General features: G+C 75.4%; 16 protein-coding genes, 1 tRNA gene and 1 pseudogene. 5 read left to right on the forward strand and 13 right to left on the reverse strand.

Annotated elements, in window-relative coordinates; translation table 11 throughout:
• Positions 1-25: 25 nt before the first annotated feature.
• Together ACFVFR_RS29040 and ACFVFR_RS29045 are read right to left on the reverse strand one after the other, a co-directional pair.
• Positions 26-1,120, reverse strand: a complete 1,095-nt coding sequence (locus ACFVFR_RS29040; RefSeq protein WP_383707050.1) for a trypsin-like serine peptidase — start codon at positions 1,118-1,120, stop codon at positions 26-28.
• Between the two features lie 133 nt (positions 1,121-1,253).
• On the reverse strand, positions 1,254-2,102 hold the full coding sequence (locus ACFVFR_RS29045; protein WP_383707052.1) for a class I SAM-dependent methyltransferase: 849 nt from the start codon (positions 2,100-2,102) through the stop codon (positions 1,254-1,256).
• 359 nt (positions 2,103-2,461) lie between these two features.
• On the opposite strand from ACFVFR_RS29045, the gene ACFVFR_RS29050 reads away from it, so the two are divergent.
• Together ACFVFR_RS29050 and ACFVFR_RS29055 are read left to right on the forward strand one after the other, a co-directional pair.
• Positions 2,462-3,334 carry an NmrA family NAD(P)-binding protein gene (locus ACFVFR_RS29050; protein WP_383707054.1) on the forward strand — a complete coding sequence of 291 codons (873 nt, stop codon included), beginning with the start codon at positions 2,462-2,464 and terminating at the stop codon, positions 3,332-3,334.
• A gap of 29 nt (positions 3,335-3,363) precedes the next feature.
• Positions 3,364-3,534 (forward strand): annotated as a pseudogene (locus ACFVFR_RS29055) (arsenical-resistance protein); the annotation flags it as partial.
• A gap of 109 nt (positions 3,535-3,643) precedes the next feature.
• Here the strand turns inward: ACFVFR_RS29055 and ACFVFR_RS29060 are convergent.
• The 3 genes from ACFVFR_RS29060 to ACFVFR_RS29070 form a co-directional block, all read right to left on the reverse strand.
• Positions 3,644-4,735 carry a methyltransferase domain-containing protein gene (locus tag ACFVFR_RS29060; protein WP_383707056.1) on the reverse strand — a complete coding sequence of 364 codons (1,092 nt, stop codon included), beginning with the start codon at positions 4,733-4,735 and terminating at the stop codon, positions 3,644-3,646.
• Positions 4,736-5,275: 540 nt separating this feature from the next.
• Positions 5,276-5,776: a nitroreductase/quinone reductase family protein gene (locus ACFVFR_RS29065; protein ID WP_383707058.1), complete on the reverse strand. Its 501-nt coding sequence runs from the start codon at positions 5,774-5,776 to the stop codon at positions 5,276-5,278.
• Between the two features lie 419 nt (positions 5,777-6,195).
• Positions 6,196-6,957, reverse strand: a complete 762-nt coding sequence (locus ACFVFR_RS29070) for an SDR family oxidoreductase (protein ID WP_383707060.1) — start codon at positions 6,955-6,957, stop codon at positions 6,196-6,198.
• 956 nt (positions 6,958-7,913) lie between these two features.
• Between ACFVFR_RS29070 and ACFVFR_RS29075 the strand changes: the two genes are divergently transcribed.
• Positions 7,914-11,804 carry a BTAD domain-containing putative transcriptional regulator gene (locus ACFVFR_RS29075; protein WP_383707062.1) on the forward strand — a complete coding sequence of 1,297 codons (3,891 nt, stop codon included), beginning with the start codon at positions 7,914-7,916 and terminating at the stop codon, positions 11,802-11,804.
• Between the two features lie 38 nt (positions 11,805-11,842).
• Here the strand turns inward: ACFVFR_RS29075 and ACFVFR_RS29080 are convergent, their stop codons facing one another.
• The 3 genes from ACFVFR_RS29080 to ACFVFR_RS29090 form a co-directional block, all read right to left on the reverse strand.
• Positions 11,843-12,748 (reverse strand): NADP-dependent oxidoreductase, encoded by a 906-nt coding sequence (locus tag ACFVFR_RS29080; protein ID WP_383707064.1) that lies wholly within the window; start codon positions 12,746-12,748, stop codon positions 11,843-11,845.
• A gap of 166 nt (positions 12,749-12,914) precedes the next feature.
• A complete protein-coding gene (locus tag ACFVFR_RS29085) occupies positions 12,915-13,451 on the reverse strand; it encodes a hypothetical protein (protein ID WP_383707066.1) in 537 nt (178 codons plus the stop codon).
• Positions 13,452-13,524: 73 nt separating this feature from the next.
• Entirely contained in the window at positions 13,525-13,989 is a 465-nt protein-coding gene (locus ACFVFR_RS29090) for a cupin domain-containing protein (RefSeq protein WP_383707068.1), read from the reverse strand.
• 73 nt (positions 13,990-14,062) lie between these two features.
• Here ACFVFR_RS29090 and ACFVFR_RS29095 point away from each other — a divergent pair, with 73 nt between their 5' ends.
• Positions 14,063-14,614 carry a TetR/AcrR family transcriptional regulator gene (locus tag ACFVFR_RS29095; RefSeq protein ID WP_383707070.1) on the forward strand — a complete coding sequence of 184 codons (552 nt, stop codon included), beginning with the start codon at positions 14,063-14,065 and terminating at the stop codon, positions 14,612-14,614.
• A 294-nt stretch (positions 14,615-14,908) separates the two neighbouring features.
• Here the strand turns inward: ACFVFR_RS29095 and ACFVFR_RS29100 are convergent, their stop codons facing one another.
• From ACFVFR_RS29100 to ACFVFR_RS29115, 4 genes are all read right to left on the reverse strand, one after another.
• Positions 14,909-15,757: a TrmH family RNA methyltransferase gene (locus ACFVFR_RS29100; RefSeq protein ID WP_383707072.1), complete on the reverse strand. Its 849-nt coding sequence runs from the start codon at positions 15,755-15,757 to the stop codon at positions 14,909-14,911.
• A gap of 250 nt (positions 15,758-16,007) precedes the next feature.
• Positions 16,008-16,080 (reverse strand) — tRNA-Arg (locus ACFVFR_RS29105).
• A 407-nt stretch (positions 16,081-16,487) separates the two neighbouring features.
• On the reverse strand, positions 16,488-16,850 hold the full coding sequence (locus ACFVFR_RS29110) for a DUF4190 domain-containing protein (RefSeq protein WP_383707074.1): 363 nt from the start codon (positions 16,848-16,850) through the stop codon (positions 16,488-16,490).
• A gap of 275 nt (positions 16,851-17,125) precedes the next feature.
• Positions 17,126-17,284 (reverse strand): hypothetical protein, encoded by a 159-nt coding sequence (locus ACFVFR_RS29115; RefSeq protein ID WP_383707076.1) that lies wholly within the window; start codon positions 17,282-17,284, stop codon positions 17,126-17,128.
• A gap of 177 nt (positions 17,285-17,461) precedes the next feature.
• Between ACFVFR_RS29115 and ACFVFR_RS29120 the strand changes: the two genes are divergently transcribed.
• Positions 17,462-18,148: a TetR family transcriptional regulator gene (locus ACFVFR_RS29120; RefSeq protein WP_383707078.1), complete on the forward strand. Its 687-nt coding sequence runs from the start codon at positions 17,462-17,464 to the stop codon at positions 18,146-18,148.
• Between the two features lie 219 nt (positions 18,149-18,367).
• Here the strand turns inward: ACFVFR_RS29120 and ACFVFR_RS29125 are convergent, their stop codons facing one another.
• The gene (locus tag ACFVFR_RS29125) at positions 18,368-19,708 is read right to left on the reverse strand and encodes a M6 family metalloprotease domain-containing protein (RefSeq protein ID WP_383707094.1); all 1,341 of its coding nucleotides are present in this window, start codon (positions 19,706-19,708) and stop codon (positions 18,368-18,370) included.
• Positions 19,709-19,939: the final 231 nt, after the last annotated feature.

Raw genomic sequence — 19,939 nt, forward strand, 5'->3', positions numbered from 1 at the left:
CCGGGGCGCCCCCGCCCCGCTCCCGTCAGTCGGTGGCGAAGCGGCGGCTGACCGCCGCGTGGACCTCGCGGGCCGCACGGCCGAGGTGGGGGCCGGCGAGCCAGGTGTGGGCGGTCGAGCCGATCGCGCTGTTGGACACGAGCACGGTCACCCCGTCGCGGCTGACGAACCAGCCGCCGCCGGACGCGCCGCCGGTCATCGTGCAGCCCACCCGGTACAGGGCGGGCGCGCCGCGCCCGGCGGCGAGCCGGCCGGGCGGGCCGGCGCAGCGGAACATGCGCGCCCCGTCGTAGGGCGGGGCCGCCGGGTAGCCGTACACGCTGATCCCGCTGATCCGCCCGGCGGGCGGCGCCCCGAACCACACCGGGACCGCCGCGCCCACCGTCTCCTCCAGCGAGGCCGCGCCGTGCTCGGGCCGCACGTGCAGCACGGCGAAGTCGTACGCCGAGCCCCGCTCGTCCCGCGTGCCGCCGTACCGCAGCCAGCCGTCCGAGGTCTGCGACCAGTCCGCCCACCACACGCCGTACGGGCTCACCTCCCGGGGCGCGGCCCCGGCCACCCGGGGGGCGGGGTGGCCCCGGTCGTTGTACGAGGGCACGAACACGATGTTGCGCATCCAGCCGCCGCGCGCCCCGGCGTGCACGCAGTGGCCGGCGGTCCACACCAGGTTGGACCGGCCGGGGTGGGCCGGGTCCCGCACCACGGTTCCCGAGCAGACCGTGGGGCCGTCCGGGCGGTCGAAGAAGACCTTGCCGACCGGTGCCATGTTCCGGTGGTAGGGGCGCGGCACCTGGCGCGCGGGCACGGGCTTCGGGACCCGGTCGGTGCCGCCCGGCCCCCGTCCGTCGCCCGTGTCGGCCTGCGGAGGCTGCCGCGCCCGCGCCATCCGGTCGGGTCGCCACAGGTCCCGGTCCCCGGGGTCGGCGAACGCGCCCCCGTGCGAGCCGCCGGAGGGCCCGCCGCCGGGGCGCGTCGCGTCGCCGCCGTCGGAGGGCGTGGCGGTGAGCCGGGGCGCGCCCGGTGGCGCGCTCACCACGTCCTCGCCGCCGACGACGCAGGCGCCGAGCAGCAGCGCGGACGCCGTCGCCACCACCGCCAGCGCGGCCCCTACGGATCGCATGCCCCCGCCCCCGTCCCCTCGCCCGGCGTGCCCCGTCCGCCCATACCTGCCCACTGGCGCGTCACCCGCACCGCGCGCCGGCCTCGCGTCCGGTGTGCGCGGGCGGGCGTGCGATGCGGGCGGGGGCGCGTCGTCAGATCACGGCCCGCATCACGTGGCCTCCCGAGTCCCGTAGCGCCTCGGCCACCGAGCTGCCGTGGGCGTAGCGCCGGGCGAGGTCGCTGAAGGGCGCGTCCGTGGTCCGGGTGAAGCCCCAGGAGGTGAGCCGGGCGGCGATCTCGGCGGGGGTGAAGAAGCTGTGCAGGGGCTCGCCCCGCTCCGCCGCCCACCGCTTTCGCCGCTCGTGCGCGGCGCGCTGCTCGGGCGGTAGCGCGCTGGCCGGCTCGTAGTAGTCGAAGACGACCTCGGAGCCGGGCGGCAGGGTGGCGACGAAGCCGAACGCGCTGGCCAGGGCCTCGGCCGTCAGATACGGCACGACGCCAAGGCACATCAGGAACGCGGGCCGCCCGGTGTCGAACCCGGCCGCCGCCAGGCCCGTGGCCAGGTCGGAGCGCTCGAAGTCGACCGTCGCGAACGTCAGTGACGCGGGCACCTCGATGCCCGCGTCCAGCAGTCGCCGCCGCTTCCACTGGTGGGTGGCGGGGTGGTCGACCTCGAAGACCCGCAGCCCCGCCGCCGCGTGCGGGTTGCGGTAGGCGAAGGTGTCGAGCCCGGCGCCCAGGACGACGGCCTGCCGCACCCCGCGCTCGCGCACCGCCTCGGCCAGCGCGTCCTCGGCACAGCGCGAGCGCGCGGCGACGCTGACCCGCAGTGGCTCGCGACCCGGTTCGAACGCGGCGGCGCACACCGGGTCGTCGGCGTGGTCGCCCAGGATCGCCGCCGCGTACGGGTCGGCGAAGACCTGCCCGCCGTCCAGCTCCTGGTGTGCCGCTCGCAAGGCCGCAGCGCCCCGGGCGGTGAGACTGGGCTGCCCAACCTGCATGAAGTCCTCCCACGTGGTGCGTGCCGAAGAGCCCATCGTGGCAGCGGCTGACAGGCGGCGGCCATGGTGCCATCGGGCCAGTTCGCTCCGCTGACCGACTACCCCGGCGGCTGCCCGTACGCGCCCCCGGCCGGCCCGCCCCGGTGCGTACCCCGGCTCGGCACGTACCCGGGCCGGGGGCGCGGCTCGCCCCGGGTGACCTGGCCGGGTCCGTCCGCCCCGGGAGACATGGGCGCGGGCGACCCCGAGGCGTCACCCCGGGGAAGCGGTCCCGGGGGAGCGGGGCGGAGTGCGGGAATCCCTGACGCGGGGGGCGCGTTGGAGTGCGCGAAACGTGATCATCTCTGTGAGGGGGACCGATGACCATCGTGGTCACGACACCGAACGGCGCGGTGGGCCGGTATGTGACGAGCGCCCTGCGCGACCGGACCGACGTGCGCTTCTTCGTCCGCTCGCAGGCGAGCGTCGACGCGCTGGGCCCGGTGGCCGGCGAGATCGTCCGTGGTTCGGCGGACGATCCGGCCGCCGCCCGGGCCGCCGTCGCCGGAGCGGACCGCCTCTTTCTGGCGCACCCCTTCGCCGACGACCAGGTGGCGGCCGAGACGACCGTCGCCGACGCCGCGATCGAGGCCGGCGTCCGTCGGGTCGTCAAGCTCGGGGCCCGCGCCTTCGTCGGCGAGGGGTACGTCGCGGACACCGTCACCGGGGCCCACGACGTGGTCACCGAGCGCCTGCGGGAGGCCGGGGTACCGGAGTTCACGCTGCTGCGGCCCGACCGGTTCCTCCAGAACTTCCTCCCCCTGGCGGCGGCCATCGCCCAAGGCACCCTGGCCGACCCGGCCGGCCCCGGCGCCCGTGGCTACGTGGACGTGCGCGACATCGCGGATATCGCGGTCGCCGAGCTGCTGGCCGAGCGCCCCGTCGGCGGCGAGATCGACATCAGCGGCCCGCGCGCGCTGTCCCTGCGTGATCTCGCCGACCAGTTCGCCGCCGCGCTGGGCCGGCCGGTGACGTACGTCGATATCCCGCTGGACGACGCGTGGCGCGCGTCCCTGGTGGACCGGGGCGTCACGCCGTACGTCATCGAGGGCCTGCACGGCCTGTACGCGAACTACCGCCACGAGGGGGTGGCCGGTCTCGGTGACGGCGTCCAGCGCGTCCTGGGGCGCCCGCCGCGTACGGCCGAGGACTTCGCCACCGAGCTGCTGGCCGCCGCCCGTTCGGACGCCTGAGTCACCGGGCCCGCCCGCCCGCGCCCGCCGGCGACCTGGGGCTGGGCGACGGCGAGTACCTCGACATCTCGACGACGCGCGGCGCCCTGAACGTCCTGGTCTTCCTCGGTGTCCCGCCGCTGGCCGGATCTCTCACCCGCCGCCTGGGTGAGCGGCGGGCGGGACGGGAGGCGTACGAAACGCGCTTTCGTCCACGCCTCCCTCGCCTGGCGCGCCCGGTTCGCCCCGGACGCGCGGGTCACCATCGCCCGTGGCTGACCCGACCCGGGGCCCGATCGCGGGGGAGGCCGGCGGCGATGCCGTCCGGGGTCAGGGGTGTCGGGGCCTCGCCCCCCGCGCGCCGGCGCTCTCCCCCGTCGGCCGGCGCGGGGCGGTGGTGGGAGGCGTCGTCGGTGGCGGGCCGGCTGGGGTGGCGGGGGCGCGGAAGGGCCCGCGGTGGGTGGACTTGTCACCGGTGACGGCGAAGTGTGCCGCGTAGCGGGTCCGGCCGAGCATGTCCGCGGTGTTCCCGCAGACCGGGGTGGGGCGGTCGGTGCGGAAGCGGTGCCGGTCGTCCAGGTCGAACGCGTGCGGGTGGCCTTCCAGGGTGCCGTGATAGGTGGCCGTCTGGCCGTAGTCCTCGTACGTGTCCTCCAGCGGCAGCTTGAACGCCCGCACCGTCAGCGACGAGAAGTTCACGTACCCGATCTTGCGCGCCAGCTCCGGGCGCGAGACGGGCACCGGGACCCGCTCGACCACGCGCACGTCGGCACAGCCCGCGCCGGCCATCAGCTGCCGGAAGTCCCGCTCGTACAGCGCGCCGCTCAGACACTCGCCCAGCAGCACCGGGTCCTCCATGAGGGCGGGCGGGATGCGGCGGTCGGCGAAGAGCTCCGAGAAGTACAGCTCGCCGCCCGGCCTGAGCACCCGGAGGATCTCCCGGAACATCCGGGGCTTGCACGGGGAGGGGTTGACCACGCGGTTGGCGACGACCAGGTCCACCGAGCCGTCGGCGATGCCGGCCGTGCTCAGGTCCTCCAGGTAGCCGTTGCGGAAGTCCACGTTGGCGTAGCCGAAGCGCTCGGCGTGGAAGCCCAGGTGCCGGCGGGCCACCTCCAGCTGGGTCTGGGCCACGTCCACCCCGATCACCCGCCCGGTGGGGCCGGTGAGCTGGCTCAGGGCGTAGCAGTCGCGCCCGCTGCCACACCCCAGCCCCAGCACCGTGGCGCCCGCGAGGGCCGGTGGGATCGGGGCGCCGCGCCCGTGGAACCGGTTCACCACCTCCTCGTGCACCCGCCCCAGGGCCGCCGCCAGATGCGCGGGCGGCGGCGTCGCGCACCGGGGTGAGGGGGGAACGCCCGTGGTGGGCGGCGGGGTTGTGTCGTCGCTGTCCTGGACGTACGCGGCCGTGGTGGTCGACATGGCTCTCCTCGAACGCGGCAGCAGCCCCTGCCTGGTGGACGGTCCTTCGCGATCCGTGTGTGACGGGTTCTCCACGCTCCGTACGCGTCAGGGGGCGCGCCACTGCACCCCCGAGGCGACGCGCGTCTATGTTGACAGTTATCGAATAAGCCTGCCTAGGGAGAACGCGCCCCGGTCCCCGGGCAAGGTGGACAACCAGCCAGCCCCGCCCGTCGGGCGCCCGACCGGTGGGTGAACCAGCGTGTGCGCCGGCGGGGGAGCCGGCTCGTGTCGAGGAGTCTGGGGCTCAACGCGCGTCAGAGGCAAGGGAGTTGGCGCGCCGAAACGCGCCGGTCGCGCCGCCCCGTCGAGGCCGGGGCGACGGGACGGCGCAGGGGGGCGCAAGGAGGCGGAAGGGGCGGTGACGCTCCGGCGCGCGGCCGACGCGCGCACCGCGACAGGTGGGCGGTGGGGAGCGGCGACGGCTGGCGCGTGCGTCTGAGCACGGGCGCGGCGCCGGCGCGGCACCCGGCGGCCCGTTCCCCCGTGCGGCGTGGCCGGTCAGCGCGCGGGTGCCGGTGGCGCGAGGCGTTCGAGGATCACGACCGGGATGATGCGGTGGCTGCGCGCCGCGTACGCACGGTAGACGGGGGCCAGTTCGGTCATCAGGGCCCACAGCCGCGCGCGCTCGGGGCCCGTGGCGGTGCGGGCCCGGGCCGCGAACCGCTCGCCACGGATCTGCGCCCACACCTCCGGGTGGGCCGCCACGTTCAGGTACCACTGGGGGTGGGTGTGGGTGACGGCCGAGCCGGAGGCGACGAGGACGTAACGGTCCGCGTCCCGGCCGAAGAACAGGCCCGTGCGGTAGTACGCGCCGCTCCGCCGGCCCCGGTAGGTCAGGACCAGGTTCGTCGCGCCCCCCTCGTGGTAGCCGCTGGCGCCGTCGGTGGCCAGGTAGCGGCGGACGTGCTCGGCGACCGAGGGGTCGGGGCTGTCGACCACCTCCCCGGGCGCCTCGGGCGGCGGGGTCCTGGGCGGGTCGTGGGCGTCGCGGGCTGACATGGCGGGTCCCTCTCCTTCGGGTCGGTCCTCTCCACGGGGCCCGCCGTGGGTGGGGTGGGCTTTGTGGTGAGCCGTGTGGTGGGTCCTGTGGTGGGGGGATGAGCTCCGGCCCCCGGCGACGCGGGGCGCGTGACCGAGGGCCGGAGGGCGGTGGGAGCTCGGCGGCGCGCGGTGGGGCAGCGCTGGGCCGTGGTGGTTGGGCCCGGGGGAGCCTGCGGCCGTCAGGCCCGGGGTGGGTGGCTTCGGTGGTTGGGCCCGGGGGAGCCTGCGGCCGTCAGGCCCGGGGCGGGGGACTTCGGTGGTTGGGCCCGGGGGGGGCGGGGGGGCTTGGCCGCCAGGTGGGTGGTGGGGGCTGCGGTGAGGGGTTGGCCGGATGGAAGGGGTGGCCGGGTGGCCGGGTGCCTGGGTGGCCGGGTGGGTCAGTGGGCGCTGACCAGGCCCTGGGCGAAGCCTCCGTCGACGGCGAGTTCGACGTTCGTGGTGAAAGTCGCGTCGGCTGCCAGGAACAGCGCGGCCGAGGCCACCTCCTCGACCGTCCCGTTGCGCCCCAGCGGGGTCGACTCGTCGCCCTGCCGCTCGAACTCCCGGCGCTGTTCCTCGGTCAGCCCGGCCACGCCCATCGTCGGCGTCTTGATGAACCCCGGCGCCACGGAGTTCACCCGGATCCCGCGCGGCAGGAACTCGGCCGCCAGGACGTGCGCGAACGCGCGCATGGCCTCCTTCGAGGCGGAGTAGGCACTCAGGCCGGGGAAGACGACGTCGTTGCCGACCGTGGTGAACACCAGCGAGCCGCCCTCCCGAAGCAACGGGGCGAGCGCCTGCACGGTGAAGAACGCCCCCTTGGTGTTGACGGCGAAATGCCGGTCCCAGGACTCCTCGGTGACCTCCGCGAGCTCGGCGAACTCCGCGATGCCGTGGTTGACGAACAGATGGTCCACACGGCCGAGCTCACGCTGCGCGATGTCGGCGAGCCCCGCGATGTCGGCCATGCTCGCGGCGTCGGACCGCACGACGTGCGCCGCCCGCCCCCGCAGTGTGCTCCGCGCCTCCTCAAGCGTCCGCTCGTTACGCCCCGTCAGCACCACCTCGGCCCCCTCGGCGAGCAGCGCCTCGACGATCGCCAACCCCATCCCGTGCGTCCCGCCCGTCACGACGGCCTTCTTACCGGTGAACCTGCTCATGGTGACTCTCCTCGTGGGTAGTTCGTCGGATCTGTCTGTGGATCTGTCTGTGTGGTGTCGCCGTACGGGTGCGCTACGCGCTGTGCGGTGCTGGGTGGTTCCTGGCGTGCCGGGTGAGGCGTGGTGTGTGGCGCCGGGTGGTGCGCTGCGCGCTGCGTCGGGTGGTTCGGGGCGCCGGGTGGTGGGGGCGGGGCGCGCTGCGTCGGGCGCAGCGGGGGGTGTGTCGCGCTGCGGGTGATTCCGTGCGCGGTGTGCCGGTCTGTGGTGGGTGGGTGGGTGTGGGGTGCCTGCGCGTTGTGGCTGTTTCCGTGTCCGCGTCCGCGCCTGCCTCTGGGTGTTGGGTGTTGGCGGTGCGTGCTGGGTGTTGGCTGGCGCCCGGGGTGACGCGTCCGTTGGTTCGTGTTCGGGAGCGGTGTGTTGTGCGTGGGTGGCGCCTGGCTGGGTGGGGCTGTGCCGCGATTCGCCCGTGCCGTGCGGTGTGGTGCCGTGTGTCGCGGGCGGGGGCTGTGCGCTGCGCGGTGTCACGAGGAGTACGGTGCGGGCCGCCGCTTTCGGTTGCCCTTCGGCCGGCTGTCGGTGGCTTTCGGTTCGTGACGGGGGTGGCCCGCGCCTGGTCGGGTGCGGTGGTTGCCTGTGCCTGGGCCTGTGCCTGTGCCTGGTCCCGGGCGGGCGGGGGTGGCTGATCGCGTCCGGGCAGGTGGGTTCCCTGGTGGTAGCTGCCTGCCGGTAGCTGCCTGGCGGTGCCTGCCTGGCGGTGCCTGCCTGGCGGTGTCTGGCTGTCTGGCTGTCCCTGAGGCGTCTGGCGGTAGGCGCGGGCGCGGCTGGCGGTAGGCGCCTGGCTGTCCCTGCCCGCGCCTGGCGGTGGGTGGTTGCCCGTCTCTGCCCGTGTCCGCTCGTGTCCGGTGGTGTGCGGGGGCGTAACCCGTCGCGGGGCTCGGCCGGCCTAGGCTGGGCCGATGCGTTTTGGAGTGCTGGGCCCCCTGGCCGTGTGGAGTGCGGACGGCGATGCCGTGGCGGTGCCCGACGCGAAGGTCCGGCTCCTGCTGGCCGACCTGTTGGTGGAGCCGGGACGCGTGGTGTCCACGGACCGGCTGGCCGAGGACCTGTGGGGGCAGGGGCAGCCGGCCCGCCCCGGCAACGCGCTGCACACACTCGTCTCGCGGCTGCGCAAGGCCCTCGCGGTGGCCGGTGGGCGCGATCTGGTGGTGCGCCGTGCGCCGGGCTACCTCCTGCGCGCGGGCCGCGACGCGGTGGACGCCGAGCGGTTCACCTACCTGGCGGGCCGGGCCCGCCGCACCACGGACCCCCGGGAGCGGGCCGCCCGGCTGGCCGAGGCGCTGGCCCAGTGGCGCGGGCCGGCCTTCGCCGACTTCGCGGACGAGCCGTTCGCCCGCGCGGCGGCGGACCGCCTGGCCGAGCGGCGACTGCTGGCCTGGGAGGAGTTCGCCGCCGCCCGGCTGGAGTTGGGTGACCACGGCCCACTCGCCGGCGACCTGCGCGAACTCGTAGAGCGCCACCCCCTGCGCGAGCGGCTACGGGAGGCCCAGATGCGCGCCCTGTACGGCGCCGGGCGGCCGACCGAGGCGTTGGACGTCTACCAGGACGTGCGCCGCCGGTTGACCGAGGAACTCGGCCTCGAACCGGGCCCCGCCCTCGTCGCGCTGCACCGCGACATCCTCCGCCACAGCCCCACCGCCGCCCGCGCCCCACAGCCCGCCACGGTCCCCCCGACACCACGGCCCACCCGGCCCGGCAGCGAGGCGACCCCGCCCACCACCGAGCCGCCCACCCCCGGCTCGCCGCCCCTCGTCAGCCGCACCCCGCCCGCCGGCGTACCCGCCCGCGTCACCGACGTCACCGCCCCGACCACCGGCCCACCCGGCCCGTACGCGACGACCCCGGAGCCACCCGCACCGCACCCGGCCCCGCGCGCGGCGGACCCCGCCTCCCACGTGGAGGGCACCAGCCCGCCCGTGCCCCGCCCCGCCCCGAACGCGGAGCACCCCACTCCCCACACCGCGCCCTCCGCCGCGTACCTGAGCGCGTCCCGCGACGCGCACCGGGAAGGGTCCTGGCGTCGCGCCCCGCTGCCCGTTCCCGCGACCGAACTGATCGGGCGGGAGCGGTCCGTGACCGAGGTGAGCGCGTTGTTCGACCGGGCCCGGCTGGTGACCCTGACCGGTCCGGGCGGGGTGGGCAAGACGCGGTTGGCGTGGGAGGTGGCACGCGAGTTGGGCGAGTCCTTCGGCGACGGCGCGTGTCTGGTCGAGCTGTCCGGGCTGGTGCCCGCGCCCCGCCCGCGAGCGGCGGGTGGGGAACCGGCCGGGCCCGGACTCGTCGGCGCGCCGGCCTGGCCGGGTGTGCCGGGCTCGACCCGGGCGGCCGGGCCGAACCGGCTCGCGGACACGGCGGACACGGCGGACACGGCGGACCCCGCGTGGCCCGGGGCGCGGACGCACTGGGCCCCGGCGGAGACCTGGGCGGCGGACGGGCCGGCCCAGTTGGTGGCGGCGAGTCTGGGCGTTCGGGACGACGCCTGGCCCGGCCCGTGGTCCGAGCCGGGCGCCGGGTCGCTGGCCGAGAAGCTGGCCGAGGCCCTGCGCGGGCGGCACCTGCTCCTGGTGCTCGACAACTGCGAGCACGTCATCGACGCCGTGGCACGCCTGGCCCAGTCGCTGCTGCGGGCGGCGCCGGGGGTGCGCGTGCTGGCCACCAGCAGGGAACCGCTGGGCGTGGCGGGCGAGCACCTGTGGCAGGTGCCCCCGCTCACCGTGCCGGCGCCCGGCGCCACACCGGCCGAGGTGCTGCGCTCCAGCGCGGTCCGACTCTTCGCCGCGCGGGCCGCCGCGGCGGCGCCCGGGTACGTCGTGACCGAGCGCGACGCGGCGGCCGTGGCCACCATCTGCCGTCGCGTGGACGGGATTCCGCTCGCCCTTGAGCTGGCCTCGACGCGGGTCAGGGTGCTGGGCGCGGCCCGGCTCGCCGAGCGCCTCGACGACCGGTTCGGGCTCCTGACCGGCGGCCGGCGGGACGCCCCGGCGCGCCAGCGGACGCTGCGGGCGGTGATCGACTGGAGCTGGGAGCTGTTGACCTCGGCCGAACAGACGGTGCTGCGTCGGCTCGCGATCCACTCCGACGGCTGTGCCCTGGACGCCGCCGAGGCGCTGTGCCCCGGCGGTGGCGTCAAGTCCGCCGAGGTCGTGGGCCTGTTGGCCCGGCTCGTGGACCGCTCGCTGGTGGTCGTCGTGGACACCCCCGACGGCCCCCGCTACCGGCTGCTCGAATCCGTGGCGGCCTACGGTCACGAGCGCATGCGCGCCACCGCGCCCACCACCCCGACCCGGGGCGTCACCCCGACCCCCGACGGCCCGGCGCCCGCCACCCCGCACCCCGCGTCCGCCCCGCACGCCGTGCCCGCCGCCTCCGAGTACGAACAGGCGCGCGTCGCGCACGCCCGCTACTACACCCGCCTGGCCGAGCGGGCGAACGGGCCGCTGCGCGGCGGCGACCAACAGCACTGGCTGCGCCGGCTGGACGCGGAGGCGGGCAACGTCCGCGCCGCCCTGGAGACCGCGCGGGTCACCGGCGACGGCCGGCTGGCCCGGCGGCTGGTCCGCGCCCTGGCCTGGTACTGGTTCCTCCGCGGCCGGTTCAGCGAGGCGCGGCGTTCGATGGCCGAGGCCCTGGCCGTGCCGGACGCCCCCGCGCCCGACTCCCACCACGGGGTGCGCGCCGGCGCCGACCCCGCCGCCCGCTCGGGGAGTGAGCCGGCCGACGAGGGGCGGGCGGCCGTCGCCGCCTGGCACGCCGGGATGACGCTGCTGTGCGGCGACCGGGCCGGCCTCCACGCGGACACCCCCTCCCCGCTGCGGCTGCACGAGGCCGTCCACGACCCGCGCGAGCGGGCCGAGGCCGGCTGGTTCCTCGGCTACACCGCGACCCTGTTCGGCGCCATGGCCGACGGGGAGGAACTCGTGCGGCGGGCCCTGGAGGGGTTCCGCGCGGCCGGCGACCGCTGGGGCGTCGCGGCGGCGCTGAGCGTACGCGGCGTCCAGCGGTGCGCACGCGGCGAACTGGCGGCCTCCCGGTCGGACGGGGAGACCAGCCGTGAACTGTTCCGCGCCGTCGGCGACGGGTGGGGGCAACTTCAGGCCGCGGGCGTACTCGGCCGACTGGCGGAGATCGAGGGTGACTACCGGGCGGCCGAGGCCGGCCACCGCGAGGCCCTGGCCATCGCCGAGGACCTGAGCCTGTGGACCGAACTGTCCACCCGTTGGTCCGAGTTGGGCCGTATCGCCCTGCTGGTCGGGGCCGACGCGCGGGCCGACGCACTCCACGAGCGGGGCCGACAGGTGGCGCTCGCGCACGGCGACCGGCGCGCCCAGGAGTTCGCCGAGGTCGGCCTCGCGCTCGGCGCACGCCGGCAGGGGCGGCTCGACGTGGCCGAGGCGTACCTGCGCACCTGGCTGGAGTGGAACCGCCAGTTGGCCGCGGCGAACGGGTCCGCGCTGATCCTGGCCGAACTCGGCTTCCTCGCCGAGCTGCGGGGCGACGTCCAGGCGGCGTCGGACCTGCACCTGGCGGGCCTGGCGGCGGCCCGCGACACGGGCGACCCGCGCGCGCTGGCCCTGGCGTTGGAGGGGCTGGCGGGCGTACGCCACCTCGCCGGCCAGCCCGAACGCGCCGCCAGCCTGCTGGGCACCGCCGCCCGCGCCCGCGCCGCCGTCGGCGCCCCCCTCCCGCCGGCCGAGAGCGGCGACGTCAGCCGCATCACCGCGGCCGTGCGCCAGACGCTGGGCGAGACCGACTTCGCGACGGCGTACGCCCGGGAGGCGGAGGTTCCGTGACCGGCCGGGTGCCGGCGGGGGTCCGGCCGGCGCCCGGCTCAGAAGGCCACGGCGATCTTTCCGGTCAGCCCGCCCCGGTGGAAGCGCGCGTGCGCGGCGCGGATCTCGTGGAAGGCGTAGGTGGCGTGCACCCGGAGCCGTAGCGCGCCCTGGTCGACGAGCGCGGCCACCGCGTCCAGCCCCGCACCGTCCTCGCGTACCTGGTGCACGGTGGTGCGTACGCCCCGCGACGCCAGGTCCGGCACCGGGCCGGCCTGGGTCGCGATCGACGCGTACCGACCGCCGTCGGCGACCGCGTCGGTCACGAACGCGCCGAAGGTGTCGAAGACCGCGTCATACCGGCCGGCGCGCAACTCCGCGCGGTCGGTGGTGGCCAGGTCGGCGCCGTGCTCCCGCGCGAAGGCGACCTGCGCGTCCCGGGAGACCAGGACATCCACGCGCGCGCCCCGCGCGCGGGCGATCTGGAGCGCCAGCCCGCCGACCGCCCCCGCCCCGCCGGCGACCAACAGCCGCTGCCCGGCGCGCACGTCCAACCACTCCAGCGTCTGCCAGGCCGTCAGGCCGGGCAGCGGCAACGTGCCCGCCTCGATGAGGCTGGCCTCCCGGGGCGCGCGGGCGACCGCCCGCGCCGGGAGGGCCACCAGCTCGGCCCAGGTCCCTCGGCCGGTGCTGAGCTGGTGCGACATCGCTATCACGCGGTCCCCGGCGCGTAGCTCGCTCGCGCCGCCGTCCACCACGACACCGGCCAGGTCCCAGCCCAGCGTCATGGGCGGCGACGGCGCCCCCGCCCCGATCGCCCCTTCCCGCGTCTTGTCGTCGACGGGGTTGAGGCTGGTCGCCACCGCCCGGATCACCACCTCCCCGGCGGCCGGCGCGGGTTCGGGGACCTCGACCAGGTCGAGGACGTCGGGTGTGCCGAAGCGATCGATGCGGAGGGCGCGCATGGGGGGCCTTTCGTGAATCTGCTGCTGACGTGCGCCCCAACGCCCACGATGATCACGGGATTCCCCCGCCGCGAGCTCACCGCGCCCCCGCGCGGCAGCCGACCACGCCCCCGTACGCGGCCGGCCGCCCCGCGAACCCCTCACCGCGACCCCTCGCCGGCGCCCCTCACGTCGGCCGCGTACCGGCCCCGTGCGTGGCGGCGCGCCGGTCGGCGGGCGCGCGGAGGCGGTCAAGGGCGAGGGGCAGCCCGTCGGCCGGGGCCAGCGACAGCAGCGCCGCCGCGGCGGCGGCGCTGAAGACCGAGCTGTTCAGGGGCGCCTCGGGACCGGAGAAGAAGAACATCGACAGCGCGAAGCCCATCAGCACCCCGGCGCTGGCCCAGGCTGACAGCCGCACCCGCACACCCAGCAACAGGGTGACGCCCAGCACCACCTCCACGGCGGTCGCCGCCCCACCGGCCACGTCCACCAACCCATCGGACAGATAGGGCGCCAGGTCGCCCACGTAGGACAGATAGGCGTCGTAGTCACCCCAGGCGACGTTGTCGGTGCCGGCCGCGCCCCAGAGGCCGAACCGGTCCGCCACCGCCGACAGGAACCCCGCCGCCAGCGCGAGCCGGGCCCCCACCGTCACCACCGCCCACACCCGCTGGCTGTCCCGCGTGTCGTCAACGCCCCGTAGAAGATCGTTCCATCGCGTCATGAGTCCTGCTCCCGCATGAGGGGTCCCGCTCCCGCCGGAGTGATCCCGCCGTAGTCCGCGTGGTGGTGGAGCGCTACGCCGGTTCCTCGTAGGTGATCTCGTAGCGGGCGGCGATCGCGTTGAGCGCGACGGGATCGAGCCGGCCCTGGTGGCTGATCCGCGTCCGGTTCTCGATCATGTCCTCCAGGAAGCACTCCCAGCCGCCGGGCGAGGAGATCTGCAACACGCGCGGCGGTGGCGTGGTCGCGGGCCGCAGGGCGTGCGGCACACCGTGCGGCAACAGGACGAACTGGCCCGCCGTGACCGTCTGGGTCCGGTCGTCGAACTCCACGGCGAGCTCGCCGTCCAGCACGTAGACGCACTCGTCGGCGACGTGGTGGACGTGGCGCGGTATGTCCTGGGCCACGACGACCTCCATGAGGGAGAACCGCCCCTCGGTGTCGGCGGTCCCGGCCTTGACGGCCATCGAGGGCGGCAACGGCACCCGGGTCGGGCGGGAGGCCCCGGCGTCCAGCAGGATGAAGCGGTGTGCGGGCATGGCCTATCCTTTCAGTACCGGACTCGGATTCGGAATCCGATTCCGTTTAAAGCTCAGCAGAGGAAGTAACGGGATGTCAAGACCGTCGCGAGCCGACGCGGAACGCAATCGCCTCAAGGTGCTGGAGGTCGCCGAGGCGCTGTTCGCCGAGCGCGGTGACGCGGTGCAGATGGCGGAGGTGGCCCGAGCCGCCGAGGTCGGTGTCGGTACCGTCTACCGGCACTTCCCGACCCGGCAGGCACTCATCGAGGCCATCGCCGAGCGGCGGTTCGAGGAGATCCTCACCTACGCCGAGCAGCACTGCCTGCCCCAGCCCACCGCCCACCAGGGGCTGGCCTGCCTGCTGACCCGGGTGGGCGAGGTGCACGAGCGGGGGCGCGGCCTGTCCGGCGTGATCGACGCGACCTTCGGCTCCACCGCGCCCCGAGGCGCCGTCGGCGACGCGCTGCTCACCCTCGGCGAGACCCTGGCCCGCCGTGGCCGCGAGGACGGCACCCTGCGCCCCGACGTCACCATCGCCGACCTGTACATGGCCGTCGGCGCGGTGGCCATGCTCAGCCGCCACGCGGTGGGCGACTGGCGCCGCTTCCGCGACCTGACCCTGGACGGCCTACGCCCCCACTGACGGTCTGGCGGCCTGACAGCGGGGTGGGGTGGGGTGGCCTGGCGGCCTGGGGGTGGGTGCTCGGGGAGAGGCGCGGGGTGCGGGTGCGGGGTGTGGGGTGTGGGGTGTGGGGTGCGTCGAGCCTGTCTCGGGCGTGCGGCGCCCGTGGGGTGGGTCGGCTCGTGGAGCGAAGAGTGTCCCACGGGTAGCAACTCCGTTGGCTACGACGCGCGTTGGGGCGTGTCCCGCGCCCGAGGGTCACCCCGCAGTGGTCGACGGGCTACGACCGGGGGTCGGCGGCGGTGACCGCCGGCGTCAGGTGGACCGCTTCGCGGCGGCGATGCGCTGGCGGGAGATCTCGTACAGCACGGCGGTCGCCGCGTTCGCCGCGTTGAGGGAGCTCGCGGCCCCGCCCATCGGGATACGCACCAGGTGGTCGCACGTCTCGCGCCAGGCATTGCTGAGGCCCGAGGTCTCGTTGCCGATCACGAGCAGCGTGGGCCGCGTGAAGTCGAAGTCGAAGACGTCACTGTCGCCGTGCTCGTCAGTGCCGACGATCACGATCGGCTGGCCGCCGGCCCGTCGCGCCGCGACCCAGTCGGCCACGTCCCGGTGCGCGGGCACGCGCACCGACGGCAACGCGAACAGCGAGCCGGTGCTGGCCCGCACGCACTTCGCGTCGTAGACGTCCGCGGCGTGCCCCGAGACGATCAACCCGTCCGCGCCGAACGCGTCGGCCGACCGGATGATGCTGCCGATGTTGCCGGGGCTCGTCGGCCGGTCGAAGGCCACGCCGAGGAAGTCGGGGCCCACCGCGATGCGGGAAAGGTCGTCCGGCGGCATCTCCACGACCGCGATGACCTCGGGTGTCTCGTCGACCTTCTCCCCGAGCTCGGCCAGCAGCCCCGGAGCCATCGCCACGCGCTCGGCCGCCGTGGTGCGGAGCGTCTCCTCGGCCCACCGGGACAGCGACCGCTCGGCGTCGTAGATGAGGGTGCGGATCGTCCAGCCGTACTCCACCGCCAGCGAGATCGGCCGGACGCCCTGCACGAGGAACTCCCTGGCCCTCGTCCGCTTGTTCCGGTTGGTGAGAAACGACTCCCACTGCTGGAAACGAGCATTCCGACTTGAAACCCGCTGGGCCGCTGGCACACGGCCTCCCATCTCTGATCATCCCTGGTAGCGCCTGACCGACTCTAGTAGGGCCACCCCACCCGGCGCGCGCCGGACACCGACCGCCAGACACCCAGGACCCCGCCGAGGGACAACACCACCCCGACGAACACGGCTTCCGGGCTCCCCCACACCGCCGGCCCCACCCCACCGGAGCCGACCCAGGGAACTTCAAGCCCCGCGCACCCCGCAGAGCCCCTCCCCAAGGGAGAAGCCCCAGGCCGGCGGCGTAACGAAACGGTGCCCCCGGCAGGATTCGAACCTGCGACACCCGCTTTAGGAGAGCGGTGCTCTATCCCCTGAGCTACGGAGGCGGGGCTCGCGTGGGCCGTTGGTCTCCGGTGGAGGCCGCTGGGGAGTCACGCGGTACGGGCCGTCGGTGAGGGCGGCCCAGGACAGGGTAGCGGATGAGGGTGTCCTGGGTGGGGGTGGGAGTGGCGTTGGTGGGGTGGGTTCCGTGCGTTCGGGGCGGCTGGGAGCTCGGCGCTGGTTCGACTGTCGCCGCGCGTGTCCGGTCTCGGGTCGCTGGCGGGGTGGCGTGCGTTCCTTGGCTGAGCCCAACTCGTCGAGCGGGTCCGCGCGATGGTGACGCGTCGGCTCGCTCCTGGCGCCGCGTGGTCCGGGCCGGGTCCGGCGTGGGGTGATGCGGCGTGGCGTGCTCGCTCGGGGTGGTGCGTCCCTGTCGGGGGTGCTGGTTGGGGGCGGGTGTCGGGTGGTGTGGTCAGCCGCCGAACTGCCAGGTCAGGGTGTCGTTGGTGGCGAGGAGGGTGAAGAGGACGACCAGGTCGGCGGTGCCCAGGGTGAGGCCGAGGAGGGCTCGGCCCTTGCGGGTGGTGCCGCGGAGGAGGGCGGTGATGGCCAGGGCTATGGCGCAGGGGCCGAAGACGAGGTTGAAGACGAGGAGGCCGATGAGGCCGAGTACGAAGGAGGCCACCGCCATGCCGTCGGCGTCGCGGGGGCGGTCGGAGCGCCGGAGTGGGGGTGTGGGAACGCGGCTGGGGGCCGGGTCGGATGTGGTGTGCGGGGTGGTGGGTGGGGTCTGCGAGGTGGTGGGGGTCGGCTGGTTTCGGGTGAGGGTGCCCATGGTGCAACTCCTTTCGCCGAGGCGGGTGGTGGTGTCCGGCGTACCGCTGGGGGCGTGTCCTGCCGGGCCTGCCGGGTGGGTTGGTCGTCTCTGTCGCGGTGCCGGGGCCGGTCGCGAGGCGCTGTGCCGCGTCGGGTCGGCCAGCGGTGTGCGGTGGGGTGGCGGGGCCCGGTGCGCGGGCGGGGTGTGGCTGCCTTGGTCCCTGGCGGGATGTGGGTGCCTCAGTGTCGGCGTCTGGCGTGGCCGGTGGCTGGCGGCACGTGCGCGGGGGCGGGTCAGTGAGACCTGGTGCGCGTGCGGCGTTCGCGGACGGTGAAGGCGAGGAGCCAGCAGCCGATGGCGGTGGCCGCGATGAGGAAGACCGGCAGCGAGGTGTGGGCTGCCGCGCCGATCACGACGCTCATGAGCAGGAACAGGGCGACGAGGAAGAGCATGTGAGTGGCCTTTCTCGGCGAGGGGCGGTCGGCGGTCGGTGATCCGGGTGGTCGCGTGCGCGGGCCGGTGCGGCCGGGGAGCGCGCGCCAAATTTCAGTGAACACTTGGGATGACGAGTGTTCACTGAGTCGAGTCTACGGTGGCCAAAGTCAGCGAACGGCTGTTTACTGAATGACATGAGTCACACGGTCGGGGTCAGGCAGGCCCAGAAGCAGAGGACTCGGCAGGCGCTCCTGGACGCGGGGTTGCGGTTGCTCGCCGAGCAGAGCCTGAGCAGCCTCGGCCTGCGCGAGGTGACCCGGCTGGTGGGTGTGGCCCCGGCCGCCTTCTACCGACACTTTCGCGACATCGCCGACCTCGGGGTGGCGCTGGTCGAGGAGGCGTTGGGCAGCCTGCACGTCATGATCCGCGCCGTACTCGCCGAGCAGAACGGCGACGAGGAACGCATCGTGGGCACCGTCGACGCGGTGGCCCGCCATGTGCGCGCGTACCCGGCCCACGTCCGGTTCATCGCGCGCGAGCGGCACGGCGGCGTACGTCCGGTACGCGAGGCGATCGCGGCGGAGTTGGGACGCTTCGTCGACGAGGTGGCCGCGGCGTTCGCGCTGCAGCTGGAGGCGGACGGGTGGAGCGCCGAGGACATTCGGATGCTGGCCGAGCTGTACGTGGACCACATGGTGATGACCGCCGCCGCGTTCCTTGAGGCGGCCCCGGACCGTACGGCGGCCGCCGACACGGACTCCCACGGCGACCCCGGTGCGGCCGACCGCGCGGCGGCCGAGGCCGAGGCCAGGATCGCCGCCACCGCCCGCAGCCAACTGCGCATCATCAGCCTGGGACGCCAGCACTGGCGCGACGCGTAACGGCGCACGCCCCTACGCCGGCGCGCGGGCGAGTGGGTCCGACCCCTCCCTGGAGGCTCCGCGTACCCCCGCCGCCACCGGTGACCCACCCGGCTCCTGTCCCAGCCGTCGGTTGCCAGCCCCCGGGTTCGCGGCCCCCAGCCCCCGGCGTACGCGGGGCGTGCGGGTGGTGGGTGGTGTGCCGGGTGGCGGTGGCGGTGGCGCACGACCGGGTGGGGCTCAGTTCGCCGCGCCGCGACGGGTGATCCTGATGGGGTAGGCGCCGTCGCGGGTGCGGTCGGTGACCGCGATGCTGACGCGTACGCCGTGTCGGTTGTCGGTGAAGGTCTGGCCCGGCGTGAACGTCGCGTCGCTCAGGCCCGCGTGCACGTTGGGGAGTCGGGTGCAGCCCCGTGGCCCGGCGCTCGGCGCGGTCCACGGGGCGACCTGGTCGCCGTGCTGACCGAGGGGCGGCGGGGCGGGGCGCCACCGCGCGGCGTCGGGCGCGCCAGGGGCCGGGCCGCCGCGCTGGTCGGGGCGGTGCGGGCCGGCGCCGCGCGTGCTGTCCATGACGGTCACCGGCCCCTGCCCCGAGTCCTGGTGGACGTCCACCCAGTAGATGAGGACGCCCGGCTTGCACACGGCGGCGTCGTTGCCCGCGCGGGTGCGCGCCTCGATGGCGTACCCGCCGCGCGCGGAGACGGGCAGGAACACCACCTTGGTGCCGCCGGGGCGGGCGAGCGGGGTGAGGGTGTGGTGGGAGGTTCCGGGGCGGGCGGTCATCTCGGGACCCTCGGTGGCACATGCCACCTGCCGCCCACCCAGCCAACCCAGTTTCCACTTGTGCCAGCCGAGTACGTCGTTGTCTGCTCCCCAGTCCTCGGACATCAGGTCCCAGTGCCCGGCCCGGTCCGCGCCCGCGGCCGTGTAGAGGTCGGGCAGGCCGAAGGAGTGGTTGTTCTCGTGCGGCAGCACCCGGTACCCGGTCTCGCGCAGGGTGCCGGTGCCGTCGTCCTGGCGGCTGTAGACGAACGAGACGTTGGACAGGCGCACGCCGTCGGCGCGCGGCGCGCGATCGTTGTCCGCGAACGTCACCGAGAGCACCGTCCGCGTGGCCGGCGGCCCGGCGTTCGGCGTGACCAGGACGTTGACCAGGTCGTACCGGCTGAAGTCCACGCGCTTGTCGGCCTCGGCGACGAGGTCCGCGAGCAGGAGTCGGTAGCCGGGTTCGTACGGGCTGCCGCGGTCGATGCCGTACGCGGCGAAGGGGCGTGGCATCCGCAGCCAGTGGCGGATCGGCGTGGCGGGCCGGTAGTCGAGCCGTCCGTACGAGCTGCGGGTGAACCAGCGCGAGGTCTGCGGGAAGAACTCCTCGAACCGCCGCCGCGCCGTGCCCTCGCCGGGCGTTCCCGGAAAGTCGATCATGAGGGTGAGGGCGTGCACCGTGCCCGTGCTGCGGCTGTAGCCGTCCTTCGTCGGGATGCCCTCGGAGAGGTGGGCGTCGCCGTGCGTCGGCAGGGCGCAGGGTAGGTCGGCCAGGTCAGTGGGGGTGCGGGGGGCGGCGCTGCTCTTCGGTCGCACGGGGCGTTGGTCCGCTCCGCCGGTCCCGGCGGCCTCCGCGGCCTCGGGGTGGGGGTCGGCGCCGTCGTGGTGCGGCGCCCGTTCGCGCCGGTGCTCGGTCGGGTCCTCGCCGGCACCGCGCTCGCGCGAGCGGTCGTCCACCCGGCCCGGCGCGGTGCTGTCCCACTCGGCCGGGGTCGGCGGACGGTCCGGAGGCGCGACGCGCGAGCCGTCGGTGGCCGTGGGGGCCAC

It is taken from the genome of Streptomyces sp. NPDC057702 (assembly GCF_042799315.1).
Classification (GTDB): domain Bacteria; phylum Actinomycetota; class Actinomycetes; order Streptomycetales; family Streptomycetaceae; genus Streptomyces.